We start from the raw sequence: 18534 nt of genomic DNA on the forward strand, positions 1-18534 counted from the left end.
TCGATGAATGTCCTTGAAAAAACTTCAGAGCCTGAGCGGCATAACCATGCCGCATGTGCAGACTTCAGTACAGCCCGACTTCCGCCCGCTCAGTCCTTATCCCGGCAGGGCCCGGCAGAACTGGAAGCACCGCAAACGCATCCTCGCCCCCGGTCCTTCCGGGGAGCTTTGATTTTTGCAAGACTGCTGTTGCAAGTGAATTGCGACCTCTCTCTTCAGGGTGCCACCCCGGCTCTCCGCTTCGCTGCGGCCGGATTGCCTTACCGCGTGGCGTCGTAGCGCGCCTTGGTCTCCGCGTTCATGGGATAGAGCCCCGGCAGACGGGCGCCGGCTTCGACTTCGCCCACAATCCAGGCCTCCATGCGCTCCTGTTCCGGCGCTTCCTTCAGCACGTCCTCGAGGAAAGCAGCCGGGATAACGACCGCCCCGTCGCCGTCGGCAACGATGATGTCGTCCGGGATGACCGCGACGCCGCCGCAGCCGATTGTTTCCTGCCAGCCGACAAAGGTAAGGCCGGCAACGGACGGCGGCGCCGAGACACCGCTGCACCAGACCGGCAGGTCGGAGGCGAGAACGCCGGTGAGGTCGCGCACCGTGCCGTCGGTGACCATGCCGGCCACATTGCGCTTCTTCATGCGCGCGCAGAGGATATCGCCGAAGACACCCGCGTCGCGAATGCCCATGGCGTCGATCACCGCGACGCAGCCTTCCGGCATTTCCTCGATGGCCGCGCGGGTGGAGATGGGAGAAGCCCAGGATGCCGGGGTCGCCAGGTCCTCGCGCGCGGGCACGAATCGCAGGGTGAAGGCCGGGCCGACCACCCGTGGCAGCGACCGGTCAAGCGGCATCGCTCCGCGGATCCAGACATTGCGCAGGCCTTTTTTCAGCAGGATCGTGGTGAGGGTCGCCGTCGTGACCGATTTCAGGATTTCGACGGCTTCAGTGGTCAGGGTCATGATTGTCTCCGGGCAAACCAGGCCCTGACCATAACCGTTCCGCCGGGTTGCCGGAATCCCCTGTTTCCTTGATCCGCCGCTACTTGATCTGCGCCTCGCAGGCGGCCTTGACCGCGGTGATGTTGCCCCCCTCGTCCTGCACCTCGATCAGGAGGATCTTGCCTTCCGCGGTGGTGAGGAGGGCGAGGTTGCAGGTGTCCTTCGCAGGCGTCGGCACCTTGGAATAGGTCTTCTGGTTGTTGGAGGTCCAGTAGTAGACCAGTTCCTTCGGGTCCTGCTGCTGGACATTGAGGCCCGTGCTGTCGCTCTTGATCTTCTGCTTGTAGGCAATGACCTCAGCGGGCGGTCCGTAGGCTGCGAAGAATTCGGCCGTGGAGCGGCCGATATACTCGCTCTTGAGGCGGGGAGACTGGCTGGACGACTGGCAGGCGGCGACGAAGACAACGAGTGCCGGCACAAGCGCCGGCATGACCCTGCGGGCAAGCACGCGGCCGGCAGGGCCTGCCGTCCGGTTCAAAGCACCGCTCGCTAGTGGAGCGAATTTGACATTTGAGTCCCGCTCGCGGTTAGGCTGATGCTCAAATGTCAAATTCAAAAGCTCCACTAGAATCATATATTTATCTAGTGGTTCTTATGATTCTGACATTTGCTCCAGCGCTAGCAGCAAGGGGATGCAAATGTCAGAATCGAACCACTAGCGGGCCTTTCCATTGCGCTTGCATCAGGGCGTTCCTCGCAGGCCCGGGTCTTGCTGCCTTCAGGAAATCGTCAGTTCCAGCGCCGGATGCAGGCGCTGGAGGTTGCGCAGGGACTTCGACTGCCACGGAATGGACTTGGACCCCAGCACCCGGACGCCGACTTCCGGCTGCTTGCGGATCTCGATGGTAAATTTCGCCAGGAGGTTGATGCCGGAGCTGTTCAGAAACTCCAGGCTGGTCAGATCCATGGTGATGAGTTCCGGCTTGGCGCCCAGAACGGAATTCATGATCTCGAGAATTGGCGCATAAGCGTCCGTACCCGAAAGCCGCATCGTTCCTTCATAGTGGATCGTCGAACCTTCAGTCCAAACGCGGTAATCGTTCGTGCTGATTTCCATTTTTGTCTTCCTTCGGAATTATTTCGGCGATCAGGAAAGTCGCAACGAAGCATAGGTCGTCAACTCAACGCCTTCACTTACACGCTCCGACGCGAAAGACCAGCCCAATCTCGCGCCGTAGTCGCTCATAAGTGTCAAGATGCCGAGCCCGGATCCGGTGGAGTCCGGATCCAGCGCGTTCTCCTCGATCCGTTCCAGCAGCAGCTCGCCGGGCTCGCGCTCCAGCAGCGTCTTCAGATGCGCCTGGAACCTGGTCGCGGTTGCCGGGTCGATCCGGTTCTGGATCTGGATTTCGAACGTATCGGCCTCCAGGCTGCTGCGAATCTCGATATCGCCGCCGTGCCGGAACTTGATCGCGTTCTCCAGGATCTCGTTCAGCATATAGCTGATGCTGTGGCGCGCATCGACCGGATCAATGCCCCGGCCGCAGGCCCGGCTGAAATATTCCCCGATAAAATCCGAGGTGACGCCGCAATGATGCCAGCTGAGTTCCAGCGGTTCTGCCATGAGCGTGACGCAAAACCGCATTGCCTCGTTGCTGTTCGTGGCTGCCGTTTCTCCAAAATCCTCGACCATGCCCTACCTATGCTTCAAGACAACAAGCGTGATGTCGTCAAATACTTTGTAGCCGCCGATATGCGACTTCACATCATTAATGACCGCTTCGGCAATCCCCTTTGCGGGTTTTTCGCGGTTTTCATGTGCACTTTGCGTCAACCGGTCGAGGCCGAACATTTCGCCCTGCTCGTTTTCCGCCTCCGTGATTCCGTCCGTGTGCAGGATCAGGATATCGTCATGGCCGAAGTCGAGATCGAGCGTGGCGACAAACGGGGAAATGTCGGCTTCCAGACCAACCGGGAAGCCGAGGTCGATCGTGTCGATGCGCTCGGTCTCGCCGTTGGCACGGATGATCAGCACTTCCTCGTGCTGACCGGAAAGCGTCACCCTGCCGTCCTCGTAATCGACGAAGGCCAGCGTCAGGTGCTTGTCCGACCTGGTGCGGGTGATATTCTTGTAAACCGCCCGGTTGAGAACATCGAGGAAGGCGATCGGATCCCGGTCGCCCTTTTCCTGCAGGGCTCTTGCGACCGACTGCACCATGAGCATCAGGACGCCGCTCTCCAGGCCGTGGCCGGTCACGTCGCCGATGCCCACCTTGATGTGGTTGCCGTCGAAGAGGACGTCGTAATAGTCGCCGCCGACCTCGTCCGCCGGTTCCATGAAGGCGGCAATCTCCAACTGGGGAATGCCCTCCAGCTCGCTGCGGCGCGGCAGCACCATTTCCTGGATGCGCTTGGCAACGTCGAGTTCCGCGCCGAGGCGCAGGTTCTCGGATTTCAGTCGGTTGTTAAGCGCGACGATCTCGCTGTTCGCTGTCTCCAGTTTCCGGGTGCGTTCCTCGACCAGGTTTTCCAGGTTTTCCGTGTGATAGCTGATTTCGGCGGCCATGCGGTTGAAGGCAAGGCCCACGGCAGCGACCTCGTCCCGCGTCGGGATTTCGACACGGACCGAATAGTCCTTGTTCTGCAGGGCTCTGGCGGCAGCCGCCAGCTGCGACAGGCCCTTGGTGATGCGGCCGGAGATGGCGTAGACGGCCAGGATCACGATCAGAAGGCTGACGACCAGCGCGGCAACCTGCCAGGTGACAATCCGCTGGGTAGCGTCCGACAGTTCCTTCTGCACTTCGGTCAAGGGCCCGTAGATCTCGTCGGTCGCGACCATGAAGCCGAGAGTGAGGTTCTCCGCGACGATCTTTTCCCCGTCCCAAAGGTTGATCGGCGCCAGTTCCTTCAGGACGACGATGTAGCCCTCGCCCGTGTGAGTGCTGCCGTCAATCTCGTTGATATGCTGCTGGTCGCCAAGGGTCAGCGTATCGATCACCGTGCCGGTGTCATGCGGCAGCTGCAGATTGGCGACTTCGGGATAGCTGCTCTGGGACAGGTACCGGTTGATACCCGTCACGCCCTGACCTTCGCCGCCGACGGAGACGAGGCCAAGCGTCTCGGCGCCTGCCTCGCTGACGGCCAGAATGTTGCCGGAGGAGGAACTCAGGAAACCGAAGCCGGTTTCGGCGATCTTGACGTTTTCCACCAGGCTGGAGAGCTGGTCGAGCGTGATGTCGACCGCGGTCATGCCGGCAACCTCCGTCCGTTCCTTGTTCCAGAGCGGGTAGAAGAAACTGACGATCTTGGCGCCGGTGATCGCGTCGATATAAGGCGCGGTGCCGACAATGTCGCGCTGGACCGGCCGCGAGGACTGGTCTGCCAGCCAGCCTTCCCAGCCCTCGTAGACGCCGGGGAAGAAGAAGTCCCAGAAATTGGCTTCGTTGTGGCCGGGATAGAGCTTGTCGAAGGTCTGCGCCTGGTCCGTATAGGGCGTCGTGCGCATGATCGGGCGGTCTTTCGGCCCGACATAGTAAAGCTGCAGCTTGGGCGAACCGGTTTTCAGCATGCCCGGGGCAACGATGTTGAAGGCGGAGCTGTCGGCGATCTGGTCCGCCACTTCCGGCAGGGGATTGCCTTCGTCGTCAAGCAGGTAGCCCCAGACACTGACGACGGACTCGCCCGGCGTGTTCTGGGCCCAGCCGGCCTGCGGGTTGTAGACCAGGTCATCGCCGAGGCGCGGATCGTTTTCCACGGTCTGCCCGACCAACTGGCCGGTCTCCGGATTGTCGATCAGGGTCTGCATCGCACCGCCGAGCGCCTCGATTTCCGAATAGACCTGATCAAGCAGCAGATCGGTGCGCAGGGCGGTCGTGTCGATATAGGTGCGCAGATATTCCTCCGTCGCCCCCGTCAGACCGGAGGCGACCTTTTCCGTTGCGTCCTTCGACAGGCGCTGCACGTTCCAGATGGCGATGCCGCCGCCCAGCATCAGATCGAAGATCACCGCGGCGCTGACCACCGCAATGAATTTGGCGCGGAAACTGTGCCGGGAGAACCGGCCGATCTTCTCCGGTTCCTGTTTTTCCGGCATTTCCGGGGTCACGGTTGTCACACTCATTTCGGCTTCCGTCCCGAGGCAACCCAGATCGGCCAGCCTGCATATCCTTTTGGATGAAGCGCCGCGAAGATGTGATCCTGGAAGCCCTTGCGGAATTCCTTGATCTGTTCCTCGCTGTCGCCGCGCTCAACGGCCATCTGGCCGGCATAGACGTCTTCCCAGGACTGGATGATGTCCGCGAAGTCCTGCGGGTTGCCGTCGAGATTGGTGACCATGAAGGACTCCATGCGAATGTCCTCCAGGCCGGCTTCCATCAGGTAGCGCCGGCTTTTCGGCCCGAGCTCGATGTCCATGTTGAAATGCGCCCACAGCCGCGCGACTTCCGTATAGGTCCGCTGGATGCTGTCTGCCCGCGGCTCGCCAAGGCAATGGGAGTTCTTTTCGTTGGTGATATAGATCCGGCCGCCGGGTTTGCAGATCCGCAGGAGCTCTTTCAGGATCAGCTCCGGCCGGTCGAACACCTGCAGCGAATGCCGGCAGGTGACAAAATCGAACTGGTTGCTTTCCAGAAGCATGTCGGAGGCATCGCCGAAGACGTAATCGATGCCGCGGACACCAAAATCCGCGGCGACCTTGCGGGCATAGTCGAGACTGGAGCGGCTGTGATCGAGCGCCACCAGGCGCGACGGGCGATATTCCTTCTGCATGAGCACGGCAAAGTCGCCGATGCCGCAGCAGATGTCGGCAACCTGCATGTCGGGCTCGAGGCCGTGTTTTGCCAGCAGCGTACGCTCGTGATGCCAGGTCAGCTTGGTTTGGGTCCTGAGGATCGGGATGAAACCGCCTTCTTCCAGGAAGGTCTGGCCGGGATAGAACTCGCTGTCGTATTCGCTGACCGTGATCTTGTCGGACATGGTCTCAAGGACCGCGAATTTCCGTGTCGCCCAGCCGACGACGCTCGACGTGGTCACATGGACGCGCAGGTCGCTGCGGCCGCGCACCAGGTCAAGAATCTTGCAGGCGACCGTGTGGAAGGCGACATTGTTCATGCGTACCAGCCGGCGCACATTCACGTAGAAGCGGCCGCTGACGCGCGCGACGGATTGTTCCAGGGCGGCGATGCAGCTGTTCAGCTCTTCCGCCCGTTGAGGGCGCAGGCTGCCGCGCAACGAAAATTCCTGGTCATTTTCGTTATAGGCCCACTGAAAGCCCTGGGTCATGTTGTCAGCGATCATCATTCACCGTCCTCAAGCGCGAGTTCCGCGATCAGGCGCATACGGCCGTCGTCCAGCCGCTCTATGGCAAGTTTGGCGCCGTAATCGACGCCGAGTTCCAGAAGTCCGAGGCTGGCATCCGGCTCCCTGTCGGCAAAGAGCGCCTCCAGATAGACCGTTTCCGCGTTGTCGCCATTGACCTTGCCGATGGCTGCCTCATAGGTGCCGTAGGTTTCGGCGTCGGCCGGAAAGGTGAGCTCGATCCGGTCGAGATTTCCCTGGCGGCGGATGGCGCAGTTCAGTTTGCCGCTGGTGCCGTGGGTGCGGTACACCGCTTCCAGAAGCTCGTTTACCGCCGACGAATAGAGATTGGAAAAGAGCAGCGAATCGAGCCGGTTGTGGCTGACCATGCGGGCGAGGTAGCCGGACATCAGATCGCAATGCGTCCAGTCCGAACAGAAATCCTTGATATCCAGGTCGAGGTGAATCATCTGCGGCAGGTCGGAACCCGGCGTAAGGCCTTCAGATGGTGCCTGCATTTTTATACCCCCGCTGGCGTCGTCCATCGCACCATGACGTGGTGCAGTGCAGTTATATACTCGGAACATGGAAATTACGGCCGAGGTGACTCGTGACACCGATAATTCATGTATTAAACAATACTGTGTCGCTCGTTGCCAAGCGTATCCGAGAGAGGTTTCTACAACCTTGCAGGAACCTACGGTTATTCCGGTTAAGGCCTTGTAACCGCGCCTGTTTCAACGAACCAGATAACGGAACAACCTTCACAGGACTTTAATATCAAACGGTGCGGCCGGCAGCAGCCAGGCCGGGCACCTGCGGCGGTAACAGCCATTTTCTTCAGCTTATAAAACAAAACCCCGCCCGGAGGAACCGGGCGGGGCCGGAGGCAGTGCCTCATCGTTCAAAACGCGTACGGCTTATTTGTAGTCGTACTTGCCGTCTTTCCACTCGTACCAGACATAGCCCGGCAGGGTGACGTCGCCCTTGTCGTCGAAGGACAGGTCGCCGAGAACGGTTGCGAAGTTGCCGCTGTCCAGAGCGCCGACGACGGCGTCGTAATCGGTCGAACCGGCAGCCTTGGCAGCTTCGGCCCATGCCTGGATGGCGGCATAGGTGTAGAGCGCGTAGCCTTCTGCGGTCTTGCCGGCGTCTTCAAGCGCCTTCACGACCGGTGCTGCGCCCGGGTTCTTGCGCGGGTCCGGGGAGAAGGTCATCAGGGTGCCTTCGCCGGCCGGGCCGGTGATCGACCAGTATTCGTCGGTCACGAGCGCGTCGCCGGATACCAGGACGGTGCTCATGCCCTGGTCAACCATCTGACGCTTCATCAGGCCGGCTTCAGTGTGGTAGCCACCGACATAAAGAACGTCGATGTTTTCAGCCTTCAGCTTGGAGACCAGCGCGGTGTAGTCCTTTTCACCGGCGGTGTAGGCTTCGTAGAGGGTTTCATTCTTGCCGGCAGCGTTCATGACTTCCTTGGTGGCGTCGGCGAGGCCTTTGCCGTAGGCGGTCTTGTCATGGACGATGGCGATGTTCTTGTCGCCGAATTCCTCTGCCAGATAGGTACCGGCAACCTGACCCTGCTGGTCATCACGGCCGCAGACGCGGAACGTGCCCGGGCCCGGACGCTCGTCGGTGAACTTCGGGTTGGTGGAAGCCGGAGAAATCTGAATGATACCTTCTTCCGCATAAACGGCGGAAGCCGGGATGGACGAACCGGAGCAGAAGTGGCCGGCCATGAAGACCACGCCCTTGCCAACCATCTGGTTGGCAACGGCAACGGCCTGTTTCGGGTCGCAGGCATCGTCGCCCACTTCCAGAACCAGCTGTTCGCCATTGACACCACCGGCAGCGTTGATGTCCGCCACGGCCTGCTCGGCACCGGCCTTCATCTGTTCGCCGAAGGAGGCGTACTGACCGGTCATCGGACCTGCCGTTGCGATCACGATGTCTGCAAAAGCTGCAGTGGACATAGCCATACCGGCAACTGCAGCAACGCTAGCCAAAAGATACTTTTTCATCATCAACTCCCCTGGTTCCAGTTATCTGGACCACTTGGATTGGAAGCTCTAGCTTCCGGTCTGGCCGGACTTCGGACGTTTCCTGTTATTGTTCGTCCTTACCGGCCGGTTCCCCATCGATGTCAAAAACACCGCTGGAATTCATCACCCTTCAGCATAGGTGTCCGTCTCTCCGGACTTCAACCGCCAGCTGAACGGGCTCGTCTTTTCGTAAAGCCAAACATACTGTGTCGTCATCTGGTTGGTGCGGGTATACCGCCATCCCGCGAGCCCGATTGCAAGCAGAATGATATAGTCCACAACGAGATAGTGTATCGACAGGAGCGTTCCGCTGAACAGGGCGAAGGTCAGGAACCGGATCGCCAGGGTCAGCAGGAACACGAACCAGAACAGCACGTAAAGCGGCCGCCAGGTGTTGGCACAGGCGCGTCCCGTCATCCAGGCTGCACCGCCCCCGAGGACGCACAGCAGGATCAGGAAAACGCCGATATTTGTCTGATAAAGAATACCCATGGCGCGCTCCCTAGTGCTTTCCGCCTTCAAGATAGGCCGCCTGCACGTCCTCGCGGGCGAGCAGTTCCTTGCCGGTGCCCGACATGGTGATCTTGCCGTTCACCATGACATAGGCCCGGTGGGCGAGCTTGAGCGCGTGATAGGCGTTCTGCTCCACCAGGAAGACGGTCAGGCCGTCGCTCTTGTTGAGGTCCCGGATCGCGTCGAAGATCTGCTTCACGATGATCGGCGCGAGACCGAGGGAGGGCTCGTCCAGGAGCAGGAGGCGCGGATTGCTCATCAGCGCCCGGGCGATCGCCAGCATCTGCTGCTCGCCGCCAGACAGGGTGCCGCCACGCTGGTTGCGGCGTTCCTTGAGGCGCGGGAACAGGTCGAAATTGCGCTGCAGGCTGGCTTCCAGATCCTGGTTGCCGGCCATTTCAGCGCCCATGACGAGATTTTCCATCACGCTCATGCGCGGGAAGATCCGCCGCCCTTCCGGAGACTGCGCAATGGACTTGCGCATGATCTCGTGGGTGGGCATGCGGGTGATGTCCTCGCCGTCATAGATGACCTGGCCGGTGGTGGCCTGCGGCGTGCCGCAGATGGTCATCATGAGGGTGGACTTGCCGGCGCCGTTGGCACCGATCAGGGAGACGATCTCGCCCCGGTCCACGGTCAGATCGACGCCGCGAAGCGCGATGATCTTGCCGTAATGGGTTTCGACGTTCCTGACTTCGAGCAGGTGATCGGATGTTGTCACAGGCCGACCTCCTCTTCCACCGCATCGACTTCGTCGTCCGGCACGCCGAGATAGGCGGCGACCACTTTCGGGTCGTTCTTCACTTCGTCCGCGGATCCGTCGGAGATCTTCTCACCGTAGTCCAGAACCACGACATGGTCCGAAATTTCCATCACAACGCTCATGTCGTGTTCAATCAGCAGGATCGAGGTGTCGTGCTCCTTGCGGATATACTGCAGGAGCGCGTTCAGCTCGCCACTTTCCTTGGGGTTGAGGCCGGCTGCCGGTTCGTCCAGGCACAGGAGCTCGGGGCCGGAACACATGGCACGGGCGATTTCCAGGCGGCGCTGGTCGCCATAGGGCAGGTCGGCGGCCGGCGCGTCGGCCCGGTCGATCAGACCGGTCTTGTCGAGCCAGTAGCGGGCTTTGTCGACCGCCTTTTTCTCCGCATGCCGGAACGTGGCCAGGCCAAAGATGCCGGCGATGGAATAGCCGGACGCCAGCATCAGCGGATTGTGCTGTGCCACCATCAGGTTTTCCAGGAGCGTCATGCCGCCGAAGAGGCGGATGTTCTGGAAGGTACGGGCGACCTTCGCCTTTGCCGAGATCTGGAAGTCCGCCATGCGTTCGAGCAGGTAATGCTCGCCGTTGGAACGGTTCATCACGATCCGGCCCTCGGTCGGCTTGTAGAAGCCGGTGACGCAGTTGAAGACGGTGGTCTTGCCGGCGCCGTTCGGACCGATCAGGGCGGTGATATCACCGCGCCCGACGTTGAAGGAAAGGTCGTCGATCGCGACCAGGCCGCCGAAGCGCATGGTCAGGTGTTCGATCGTCAGAACAGGGTTGTTGTCCCAGGAGGTCATCCGTGGCCCTCCTGAACGAGATCCGCACTGATGCCCTTGCCCTTCTTGCCGCTCAACGTGATGGACGGCATGCGGGTGGAGATGAGGCCACGCGGCTTCCAGACCATGATGACGACCATCAGGAGCCCGAAGACCAGCATTCGGTATTCCTCAAGCCCGCGGAAGAACTCGAACCCGCCGATCATCACGATGGCCGCGATGACCACGCCGATCTGGCTGCCGAGGCCGCCGAGAACCACGATGGCGAGGATCACGGCAGACTCGATGAAGGTAAAGCTCTCCGGCGAGATGAAGCCCTGGCGGGTGGCGAAGAACGACCCGGCAAAGCCGCCGAACATCGCGCCGAGCGCAAAAGCGGTCAGCTTGGTGTTGGTGGTGTTGATGCCGAGCGAGCGGCAGGCGATCTCGTCCTCGCGCAGGGCTTCCCAGGCCCGTCCCACCGGCAGCTTGCGCAGCCGCATGGTGACGAAGTTGGTAAGCAGCGCCATGATCAGGATCAGGTAATAAAGGAAGATGATGCGGTGGATGGAATTGAATTCCAGCCCGAACGTGTCGGCAAAGCCACCCGGTCCGCGCTCGAATTCGATGCCGAAGAAGCTCGGCCGCGGAATGCCGGAAATGCCGTCCGGTCCACCGGTGAAGTCATACCAGTTGAGAAGAACCACCCGGATGATTTCCCCGAAGGCAAGGGTCACGATCGCCAGATAGTCCCCCCTGAGCCTGAGCACCGGGAAACCCAGGATAATGCCCCAGAACGCAGCCAGGATGCCGGCGAGCGGCAGGCAGATCCAGAAGGAGAAGCCGAAATACTGGGCGAGCAGGGCGTAGGAATAGGCACCGACCGCATAGAAGGCGACGTAGCCGAGGTCGAGCAGGCCGGCAAGGCCAACCACGATGTTGAGGCCCCAGCCCAGCATCACATAGGTCGTCACCAGAATGGCGAGATCGAGATACTGGCGCGACCCGCGCGAGCCATAGATCGACATCACGATAAACGGCAGCAGCACGGCCACGAGAAGGAAGACCGGCATGGCGAACTTGCCGAGCGCCGCCAGGGGCTGCGCACTTGGCATCGCTCCCTTGATCATCCCGGTGACGGGCCGGTCGGCCTTCCAGACGAAGAGATTGAGGAGCAGGCGTCCGCCGAAGACGATTGCCACGGCAATGGCGACCGCAACCCAGCGGTATTCGATGCCGAGCTGGCCGCCGAGACCGCTGGCGACCTCGGCTTTCATGCCGATCAGGACACTGAACAGGGCGAGCGCGATCACGCCTCCTGCCGCCGCATCCTTGAGCGACTCCATGAAGAGGTTCTCAGATTTTGCAGACATGGATCAGACCTTCTCCACTTCCGGCTTGCCGAGCAGGCCTTCGGGCATGAAGATCAGCACGATCGCAAGGATCGAGAAGGCGGCGACGTCCTTGTATTCGACCGAGAAATAACCGGACCAGAAGGTCTCGATGAGGCCGATCAGCAGTCCGCCGAGCATGGCACCCGGCAGCGAGCCGATACCGCCCAGAACGGCTGCGGTGAAGGCCTTCACCCCGGCCAGGAAGCCGATATAGAAGTCGATCACGCCGTAGTACAGCAGGAACATCAGGCCGGCGACGGAAGCGAGCGAAGCGCCCATGACGAAGGTGAGCGAGATCGTCCGGTCGACGTTGACTCCGAGCAGCGAAGCCATCTTGCGGTCCTGCTCGCAGGCGCGCTGTGCGCGGCCGAGCGAGGTCTTGCTGATGAGGAGCGTGAAGCCGATCATCAGGGCGACGGTCACCACAATGATGAGGATCTGCGTATAGGAAAGCTGCACGATGAAGCCCGAACCGTCGGCTCCGCCGTCAGTCAGCGTAAAACCGCCGGAGATCAGGGGCTGCAGCGGCTTGTTGCGGGCGCCCTGGGAGATCTGCACGAAGTTCTGCAGGGCGATCGACGCGCCGATGGCGGTGATCAGCGGTGCCAGACGGAACGATCCGCGCAGTGGCCGGTAGGCGATCCGCTCGACCGACCAGCCCCAGACCGCGGTCAGGGCCATCGACAGGATCAGGACGCCGACAAGTGCCAGGATGAGAAGCGCGACAGGCAGGGAAGCCGTGATACCGAGCGCAACGATGAAGATAAGCGCGATGAACGCGCCGACCATGAAGATATCGCCATGGGCGAAGTTGATCATACCGATGATGCCGTAGACCATCGTGTAACCGATGGCGATAAGGCCGTAGATCGACCCCAGCGTCACGCCGTTGATGAGCTGCTGAAGAAAGTAGTCCATTTTCTTTTAGTGTCCCCCGGAAGCCTTTGCCGCTTCTTTGAACGAGGCATTTTTGCCTTCATTAAAGGTTCATTAGCAAGTCGCGCCGGGAGAGACAATTCCTCTCGGCAGACCGGTTTCAGAAAAATAGATTCCTTCGATTTTTCTCAGTTTCGCGGAAAAATTCTCCGCGACATCCAAGTTTAGCCCAAAAATTCCCTGGCACGCGAACAATCTTTTCACGGTCGTCCGGCGTTTCACCCACCGTAGCGGAAACCGGTCGCGCAACACCGGTTCCTGCGCTCGTCCTTGTGCCGGCTGGGGATCTTCGCTAGATTTTCGCGGCAAAAACAGGAAGCAAATTGTCCGACACCGATACCCCACCTCCGGCGTTTCTGACCACAAAGGAAGTGGCCGATCTGCTGCGTGTCAAGGAACGCAAGGTCTATGATCTTGCCGCGGCAAACGAGATCCCGCACCGGCGAATCACGGGTAAGCTTCTGTTTCCTGCCGGAGAACTTCAGTCCTGGATCGCAGGGCCTGCCGCCGCCAATCCGAGCATGCGCCCGAACGTGCTTGCCGGCTCGCACGATCCTCTTCTCGACTGGGCCATTCATGCCTCCGGCTGCGGTCTGGCGATGCTGTGCAACGGCAGCGGCGACGGGCTGGAGAAGTTCGCAGCCGGCACCGCCGCCCTCGCCGGCCTGCATCTGCCGGAGCAGGACGGCTGGAACATTGCTACCGTCAGAGACCGCGGTTTGCGCGATGCGGTGCTGATCGGTTGGGCAAGGCGCAAGCGTGGCCTGCTGGTTTCCCCGGACATTTCCGGTTCGATCAGTTCCGTTGCCGACCTGAAGGGGCGCCGTGTCGCCCTGCGCCAACCGGGCGCCGGGGCCGCTCTCCTCTTTTCGCAGCTTCTTGCCGCGGCCGGCCTCAGCGAGGCCGACCTTGCAACGATCGGCGCTCCCACGCATACGGAAAATGACGCGGCGGCGGCGGTTGCCGCGGGCGAGGCCGAAGCGGCCCTCGGTATCGAAGCCATGGCAAAGCCGTTCAGACTGGATTTCCTGCCCCTTACAGACGAATGCTTCGATCTCTTGATCGATCGCAAGTCCTATTTCACAGAACCGGTGCAGACATTGATTGCTTTTGCCCGCACGGCGGATTTCCGGGACAAGGCGGCCGCGCTCGGTGGCTACGACCTAGAGGTTTCCGGCACTGTCCGCTGGCTTTCCGCCTGATCAGAACGGCCTATTTGAGACGGACCCAGACGATGAGTGACATCCGCCCGCATGAAGTCAAGGTTCCGGTTTCCGAGCCGGACGACGCCCGGCTCTATTTCATCGGCCGGATCCACACGCCCTTCAAGGAGCGCAAGGACTGCCCGCGCCAGGGCAAGCAGGACGGGCCGGAATGCCGCATCGAAATCTTTGAGCCCTGGGTGCCGGCGCTGAAAGGCATCGCGGACTACGACCAGGTCGAAGTGCTCTATTGGCTGGACAAGGCGCGGCGGGATCTCGTGATCCAGAACCCGGCGCACAGCGACAGCACCTTTGGCACTTTTGCCCTGCGCTCGCCTGTACGCCCGAACCCGATCGGCACCGTGCTGGCAAAGCTTGTCTCCGTCGATGGCCCCACTCTGATCGTTCGCGGTCTTGACTGCCTCGACGGCACCCCGCTTATCGACCTGAAACCGGACCGCTGCGCCTTCAGCCCGAAAGCGCCGCCCAAGGTCTGACGGAACAGCTTGCGCCCTTCGGTCAGCTTGACTAGGTCTTCTGACAACCGACAATCCAGCCGCAAACGCCGACACGAGAGCGGCCCTGGGAGGACTTCATGCCAACAGAAACGCTTGCCGGCGAGACCGCCGTAAACGACGTCGTGTCCATCGAGATCAATGGAACCACTGGCCTGATCGCACTGGACAATCCTCCGGTCAACGCAGCCTCTCATGCAGTGCGCTCCGGCCTGTGGCAGGCCGTCGAGACCCTGCAGGGAGCGGACGGCGTCGACGTCATCGCGCTCTATGCCAGGGGCCGGACCTTCATCGCCGGGGCCGATATCCGCGAGTTCGGCAAACCGCCGCTCGACCCGTGGCTACCGGAACTCTGCAACTTCATCGAAAGCTCGACGAAGCCCATCGTCTGCGTCCTGCACGGCACCACGCTTGGCGGCGGACTGGAAGTCGCCATGTCCTGTCATGCCCGTGTGGCCCTGAAGGGCACGAAGGTGGGCCTGCCGGAAGTCACGCTCGGCATCCTGCCCGGCGCCGGTGGCACACAGCGCGCTCCGCGCCTGGCCGGCATCGCCACCGCGCTCGACATGATAACCAGCGGCAGGCAGGTCCCGGCGGAGGAAGCCCTTGCGAACGGCCTGATCGACCGGATCGCAGACGGCGATCCGCGCACGGTTGCCCTGGACGCCGCGCAGGATCTGAAAGACGGCGAACTGCCAAACCGCCGGACCGGCGACCTCACCGCCGAGCCGGATGCAGCCGCCATCGACGCGATGCGCGCAAAACTCGCAAAGAGCCAGCCGCTGCTGTTCTCGCCGCATAAATGCGTCGATGCGGTCGAAGCCTGCCACCTGCCCATTCTGGAAGGCATGAAGGAAGAACGCCGTCTTTATGAGCAGTGCATGAAAAGCCCGCAACGCGCAGGCCTGATCCATGCCTTCTTCTCCGAACGCGCCGTCACCAAGATCCCGGAAGCATCGGCAGAGGCGCGTGACATCAACTCCGTCGGCGTCATCGGCGGCGGCACGATGGGATCCGGCATCGCGACTGCGACCCTGCTGGCCGGCCTTCCCGTCATGCTGACCGAGCGCGACCAGGGCGGCCTCGACCGCGGTGTTCAGACCATCACGTCAAACCTTGAAGGCGCGGTGAAGCGCGGCAAGCTGACGGCCGAATCGCGCGACGACATTCTGGCGAACAAGCTCAGTACCTCGACGGATCTCTCGGCCTTCGCAAATGTGGATCTTGTCATCGAAGCGGTCTTCGAGGAGATGAGCGTCAAGCGGGAGATCTTCAGTACGCTCGACAAGGTCTGCAAGCCGGGTGCCGTGCTGGCGTCGAACACGTCTTACCTCGACATCAACGAGATCGCGGCCACGACCTCGCGTCCTCAGGACGTCATCGGTCTGCATTTCTTCTCGCCCGCCCATGTGATGCGGCTGCTGGAAGTGGTTGTCGCCGAGAAGACCGGTGCAGATGTGGTCGCTACCGGTTTTGCGCTGGCACGCAAACTCAAGAAGATCGCGGTGCGCTCCGGCGTCTGCGACGGCTTTATCGGCAACCGCATCATGACCTTCTACAAGAAGGCCGCCGATTACATGATGATGGACGGCGCCTCGCCGGAAGAAATCGATACCGCCATGCGCGGCTTCGGTTTCGCCATGGGCCCCTATCAGGTCGCCGACCTTGCCGGTCTCGACATCAGCTGGGCCGCCAACAAGCGCCGCGCCGCCACCCGCCCGGCCGAGGAACGCTATATCCCGATCGCGGACCGTCTTTGCGAGAACGGCTGGTTCGGCCGCAAGACCGGTCAGGGCTTCTACATCTATGACGACCAGGGACCACGGCCCAACCCGGACGCACTTGCGATCATCGATGAGGAACGCGCCAGGGCCGGCGTCACCCCGCGCAGCTTCACACCGGAGGAAATCGTCAGCCGCTTCATGACGGCGATGATTGCGGAAGGCACACGCGTCCTGGAAGAGGGCATCGCGCTCCGCCCCATCGACATCGACGCCGTTTTCCTCAACGGTTACGGCTTCCCCCGCTTCCGCGGTGGCCCCATGCATACCGCAGACACAATCGGCGCGGCGGAACTCGTCAAGCGGATCGAAGACTATGCGACGGAAGATGCCTATTACTGGCAGGTTCCGGCGCTGTTGCGGAAAATGGCCGCAAGCGGCGGGACATTCGGGGAGATGAACGGGTAGGCGGAAGCCTGCGATGCATGTGAGGCGTCACCCCGGACGGAGCGAAGCGACGAGCCGGGGCCTACTCATTTCCAGAGCGGCCAAGAAATGTTCCGCGACGCTCCACGGTTCTTACGCAAGACCTTTACGCTGATTGCAAGCTGACAGGCGAGTAGGCCCCGGATCTGCGCTTCGCTTGTCCGGGGTGACTCAGGCAGTTACCGGCTTGGTCCCCGTGTTGCCTCCAGCCCGCCGGCCGCATAGTCCGGCACGCTTGCTCCCAGTTTCAATCCCAGCTCCGGATTGGAAGCATTGCCGTCCAGCGCCCGTTTCTTGACGCCCTGCAGGATTGCGCCCATGCGGAAGAAGGCAAAGGCGAGGTAGAAGCCGAAATCGGGAATGCCCGAGAGGCCCATGCGGGTGCAATAGGCGTCGATGAAGGCCTGGTCTTCCGGTATGCCGAGCTCTGCCCGGTCGACACCGGCCAGTCCCCGCCCCTCCGTGCCGGGTGGCCGTTGCCACTGCATGATGAGGGCCGCGAGATCGGCAAAGGGATGACCGATGGTGGAGAGTTCCCAGTCGAGCACGGCAACGCAGGCGGGACCGTCCCCGGCAAAGAGCAGATTGTCGATACGATAGTCTCCGTGAACGAGCGTGCGGCGCCCGTCGTCTTCAGGCACGTTTGCGTCCAGCCAGCCGATCAGATCATCCATCGCCGGAATGGTCTCCGTCTCGCTCGCCCGGTACTGTTTGGTCCAGCGGTCGATCTGGCGGCGATAGTAATTCCCGGTGGGACCGAAATCGGCAAGGCCGCGAGCCTCCAGATCCAGGGCGTGGATGGCCGCCAGAACCCGGTTCATCTCGCCATAGAGCGCTGTCCGTGTTTCCCGGTCGACACCAGGCACACGGGGGTCGTCGAAGTTGCGTCCCGCGACACGTTGCATGATGTAGAAGGCCGAGCCGATGACACCGTCGTCCTCACAAAGCACATGCATCCGGGCAACCGGGACCTCCGAGCCGGCCAGCGCTTTCTGCACCCGGAACTCCCTGTCGACCGCGTGGGCTGATTTGAGCAACACACCCGGCGGCTTGCGGCGCAGGACGTAAGTGCCGGAGGCTGCTGTCAGGCAAAAGGTCGGGTTCGACTGGCCGCGATTGAACTTCTCCGCGCTGAGCGGGCCCTTGAACCCGGGCAGGTTCCGCTCCAGCCAGCCAGTCAGGGCTGTGAGGTCAAGATCGGAGCTGCCGGTCATGAGGGGGAACTCCCTTTGGCCAACCGGCCACGCCTACCCCTCGGACCTGTCGCGCAACTTGCTCCTTCCTCATCCTGAGGAGCCGCGCGAGCGGCGTCTCGAAGGATGGGCCACTTGCTCCGAAGTTTGCCGCCGATCCTTCGAGACAGCGCTGCGCGCTTCCTCAGGATGAGGGTGGTGGGTAGGGCACGTCCGGAGGTCCTCCCCATCACAGCTTCCCGTTGGAATATTTCCTGAGCTCCCTCCGCGAAGCGTAGGTTTCGAAGATGCGTCCAGATGGCTGCCAGTGGGAAATCCTGGCTAATACCGGCCGCCTCAACTCTCCGCACCTCATCCTGAGGAGCGAGCTTGCTCGCGTCTCGAAGGATGGGCCGCTTGCTCCGGAGTTTGCCGCCGATCCTTCGAGACAGCGCTGCGCGCTTCCTCAGGATGAGGTCGTGAAGGAGGAGACACCCGGCTGCGAAGCGACCCTGGCCCATCACAGCTTCCCGTTGGAATATTTCCTGAGCTCCGTCCGCGAAGCGCAGGTTTCGAAGATGCGTCCAGATGGCTGCCAGTGGGAAATCCTGGCTAATACCGGCCGCCTCAACTCTCCGCACCTCATCCTGAGGAGCGAGCTTGCTCGCGTCTCGAAGGATGGGCCGCTTGCTCCGGAGTTTGCCGCCGATCCTTCGAGACAGCGCTGCGCGCTTCCTCAGGATGAGGATGTGGGGAGGGACGGACCTGTGGTCGACATTCCCTGAGGCAAGCCGAGGAGGCT

18 protein-coding genes are annotated in these 18534 nt (G+C 61.6%); 4 read left to right on the forward strand and 14 right to left on the reverse strand.

The features are described from left to right. Window positions 1-260: 260 nt before the first annotated feature. From ACX3M4_RS16460 to ACX3M4_RS16520, 13 genes are all read right to left on the reverse strand, one after another. Window positions 261-956 carry a ribonuclease activity regulator RraA gene (locus tag ACX3M4_RS16460; RefSeq protein WP_459354084.1) on the reverse strand — a complete coding sequence of 232 codons (696 nt, stop codon included), beginning with the start codon at window positions 954-956 and terminating at the stop codon, window positions 261-263. Between the two features lie 79 nt (window positions 957-1035). After that, on the reverse strand, window positions 1036-1473 hold the full coding sequence (locus ACX3M4_RS16465) for a hypothetical protein (RefSeq protein ID WP_459354085.1): 438 nt from the start codon (window positions 1471-1473) through the stop codon (window positions 1036-1038). Between the two features lie 240 nt (window positions 1474-1713). Beyond that, complete coding sequence (locus ACX3M4_RS16470; RefSeq protein WP_459354086.1) at window positions 1714-2052, reverse strand: slr1659 superfamily regulator; 339 nt, start codon at window positions 2050-2052, stop codon at window positions 1714-1716. 30 nt (window positions 2053-2082) lie between these two features. Beyond that, window positions 2083-2628, reverse strand: coding sequence for a slr1658 superfamily regulator (locus ACX3M4_RS16475; protein WP_459354087.1), 546 nt, complete (start codon window positions 2626-2628; stop codon window positions 2083-2085). A gap of 3 nt (window positions 2629-2631) precedes the next feature. Beyond that, entirely contained in the window at window positions 2632-5055 is a 2424-nt protein-coding gene (locus ACX3M4_RS16480) for a SpoIIE family protein phosphatase (RefSeq protein WP_459354088.1), read from the reverse strand. Beyond that, the gene (locus ACX3M4_RS16485; RefSeq protein WP_459359446.1) at window positions 5052-6230 is read right to left on the reverse strand and encodes a methyltransferase domain-containing protein; all 1179 of its coding nucleotides are present in this window, start codon (window positions 6228-6230) and stop codon (window positions 5052-5054) included. Before ACX3M4_RS16485 ends, ACX3M4_RS16480 begins: the two co-directional genes overlap by 4 nt. After that, window positions 6230-6748, reverse strand: a complete 519-nt coding sequence (locus ACX3M4_RS16490; protein WP_459354089.1) for a ubiquinone biosynthesis methyltransferase UbiE — start codon at window positions 6746-6748, stop codon at window positions 6230-6232. The genes ACX3M4_RS16485 and ACX3M4_RS16490 overlap by 1 nt, the downstream gene beginning before the upstream one ends. Window positions 6749-7150: 402 nt before the next feature. Then, window positions 7151-8251, reverse strand: coding sequence for a branched-chain amino acid ABC transporter substrate-binding protein (locus ACX3M4_RS16495; protein ID WP_459354090.1), 1101 nt, complete (start codon window positions 8249-8251; stop codon window positions 7151-7153). Between the two features lie 144 nt (window positions 8252-8395). Continuing rightward, entirely contained in the window at window positions 8396-8764 is a 369-nt protein-coding gene (locus ACX3M4_RS16500) for a DUF6867 family protein (protein WP_459354091.1), read from the reverse strand. A gap of 10 nt (window positions 8765-8774) precedes the next feature. Then, a complete protein-coding gene (locus ACX3M4_RS16505; protein ID WP_459354092.1) occupies window positions 8775-9506 on the reverse strand; it encodes an ABC transporter ATP-binding protein in 732 nt (243 codons plus the stop codon). Beyond that, window positions 9503-10348 carry an ABC transporter ATP-binding protein gene (locus tag ACX3M4_RS16510; protein ID WP_459354093.1) on the reverse strand — a complete coding sequence of 282 codons (846 nt, stop codon included), beginning with the start codon at window positions 10346-10348 and terminating at the stop codon, window positions 9503-9505. The genes ACX3M4_RS16505 and ACX3M4_RS16510 overlap by 4 nt, the downstream gene beginning before the upstream one ends. Next, window positions 10345-11679, reverse strand: a complete 1335-nt coding sequence (gene livM / locus ACX3M4_RS16515; RefSeq protein WP_459354094.1) for a high-affinity branched-chain amino acid ABC transporter permease LivM — start codon at window positions 11677-11679, stop codon at window positions 10345-10347. The genes ACX3M4_RS16510 and livM overlap by 4 nt, the downstream gene beginning before the upstream one ends. Window positions 11680-11682: 3 nt before the next feature. After that, window positions 11683-12618 carry an ABC transporter permease subunit gene (locus tag ACX3M4_RS16520; protein ID WP_459354095.1) on the reverse strand — a complete coding sequence of 312 codons (936 nt, stop codon included), beginning with the start codon at window positions 12616-12618 and terminating at the stop codon, window positions 11683-11685. A 341-nt stretch (window positions 12619-12959) separates the two neighbouring features. Between ACX3M4_RS16520 and ACX3M4_RS16525 the strand changes: the two genes are divergently transcribed. From ACX3M4_RS16525 to ACX3M4_RS16535, 3 genes are all read left to right on the forward strand, one after another. Further along, the gene (locus tag ACX3M4_RS16525) at window positions 12960-13838 is read left to right on the forward strand and encodes a substrate-binding domain-containing protein (RefSeq protein ID WP_459354096.1); all 879 of its coding nucleotides are present in this window, start codon (window positions 12960-12962) and stop codon (window positions 13836-13838) included. A 32-nt stretch (window positions 13839-13870) separates the two neighbouring features. Beyond that, window positions 13871-14335: a tRNA (N6-threonylcarbamoyladenosine(37)-N6)-methyltransferase TrmO gene (gene tsaA, locus ACX3M4_RS16530; RefSeq protein ID WP_459354097.1), complete on the forward strand. Its 465-nt coding sequence runs from the start codon at window positions 13871-13873 to the stop codon at window positions 14333-14335. 98 nt (window positions 14336-14433) lie between these two features. Then, the gene (locus ACX3M4_RS16535; RefSeq protein WP_459354098.1) at window positions 14434-16542 is read left to right on the forward strand and encodes a 3-hydroxyacyl-CoA dehydrogenase NAD-binding domain-containing protein; all 2109 of its coding nucleotides are present in this window, start codon (window positions 14434-14436) and stop codon (window positions 16540-16542) included. Window positions 16543-16739: 197 nt separating this feature from the next. Here ACX3M4_RS16535 and ACX3M4_RS16540 read toward each other — a convergent pair whose 3' ends face one another. After that, complete coding sequence (locus ACX3M4_RS16540) at window positions 16740-17774, reverse strand: phosphotransferase family protein (RefSeq protein WP_459354099.1); 1035 nt, start codon at window positions 17772-17774, stop codon at window positions 16740-16742. A gap of 266 nt (window positions 17775-18040) precedes the next feature. On the opposite strand from ACX3M4_RS16540, the gene ACX3M4_RS16545 reads away from it, so the two are divergent. Beyond that, entirely contained in the window at window positions 18041-18517 is a 477-nt protein-coding gene (locus ACX3M4_RS16545; RefSeq protein WP_459354100.1) for a hypothetical protein, read from the forward strand. The last annotated feature ends 17 nt before the right edge of the window (window positions 18518-18534 follow it).

It is taken from the genome of Roseibium sp. M-1 (assembly GCF_054515675.1).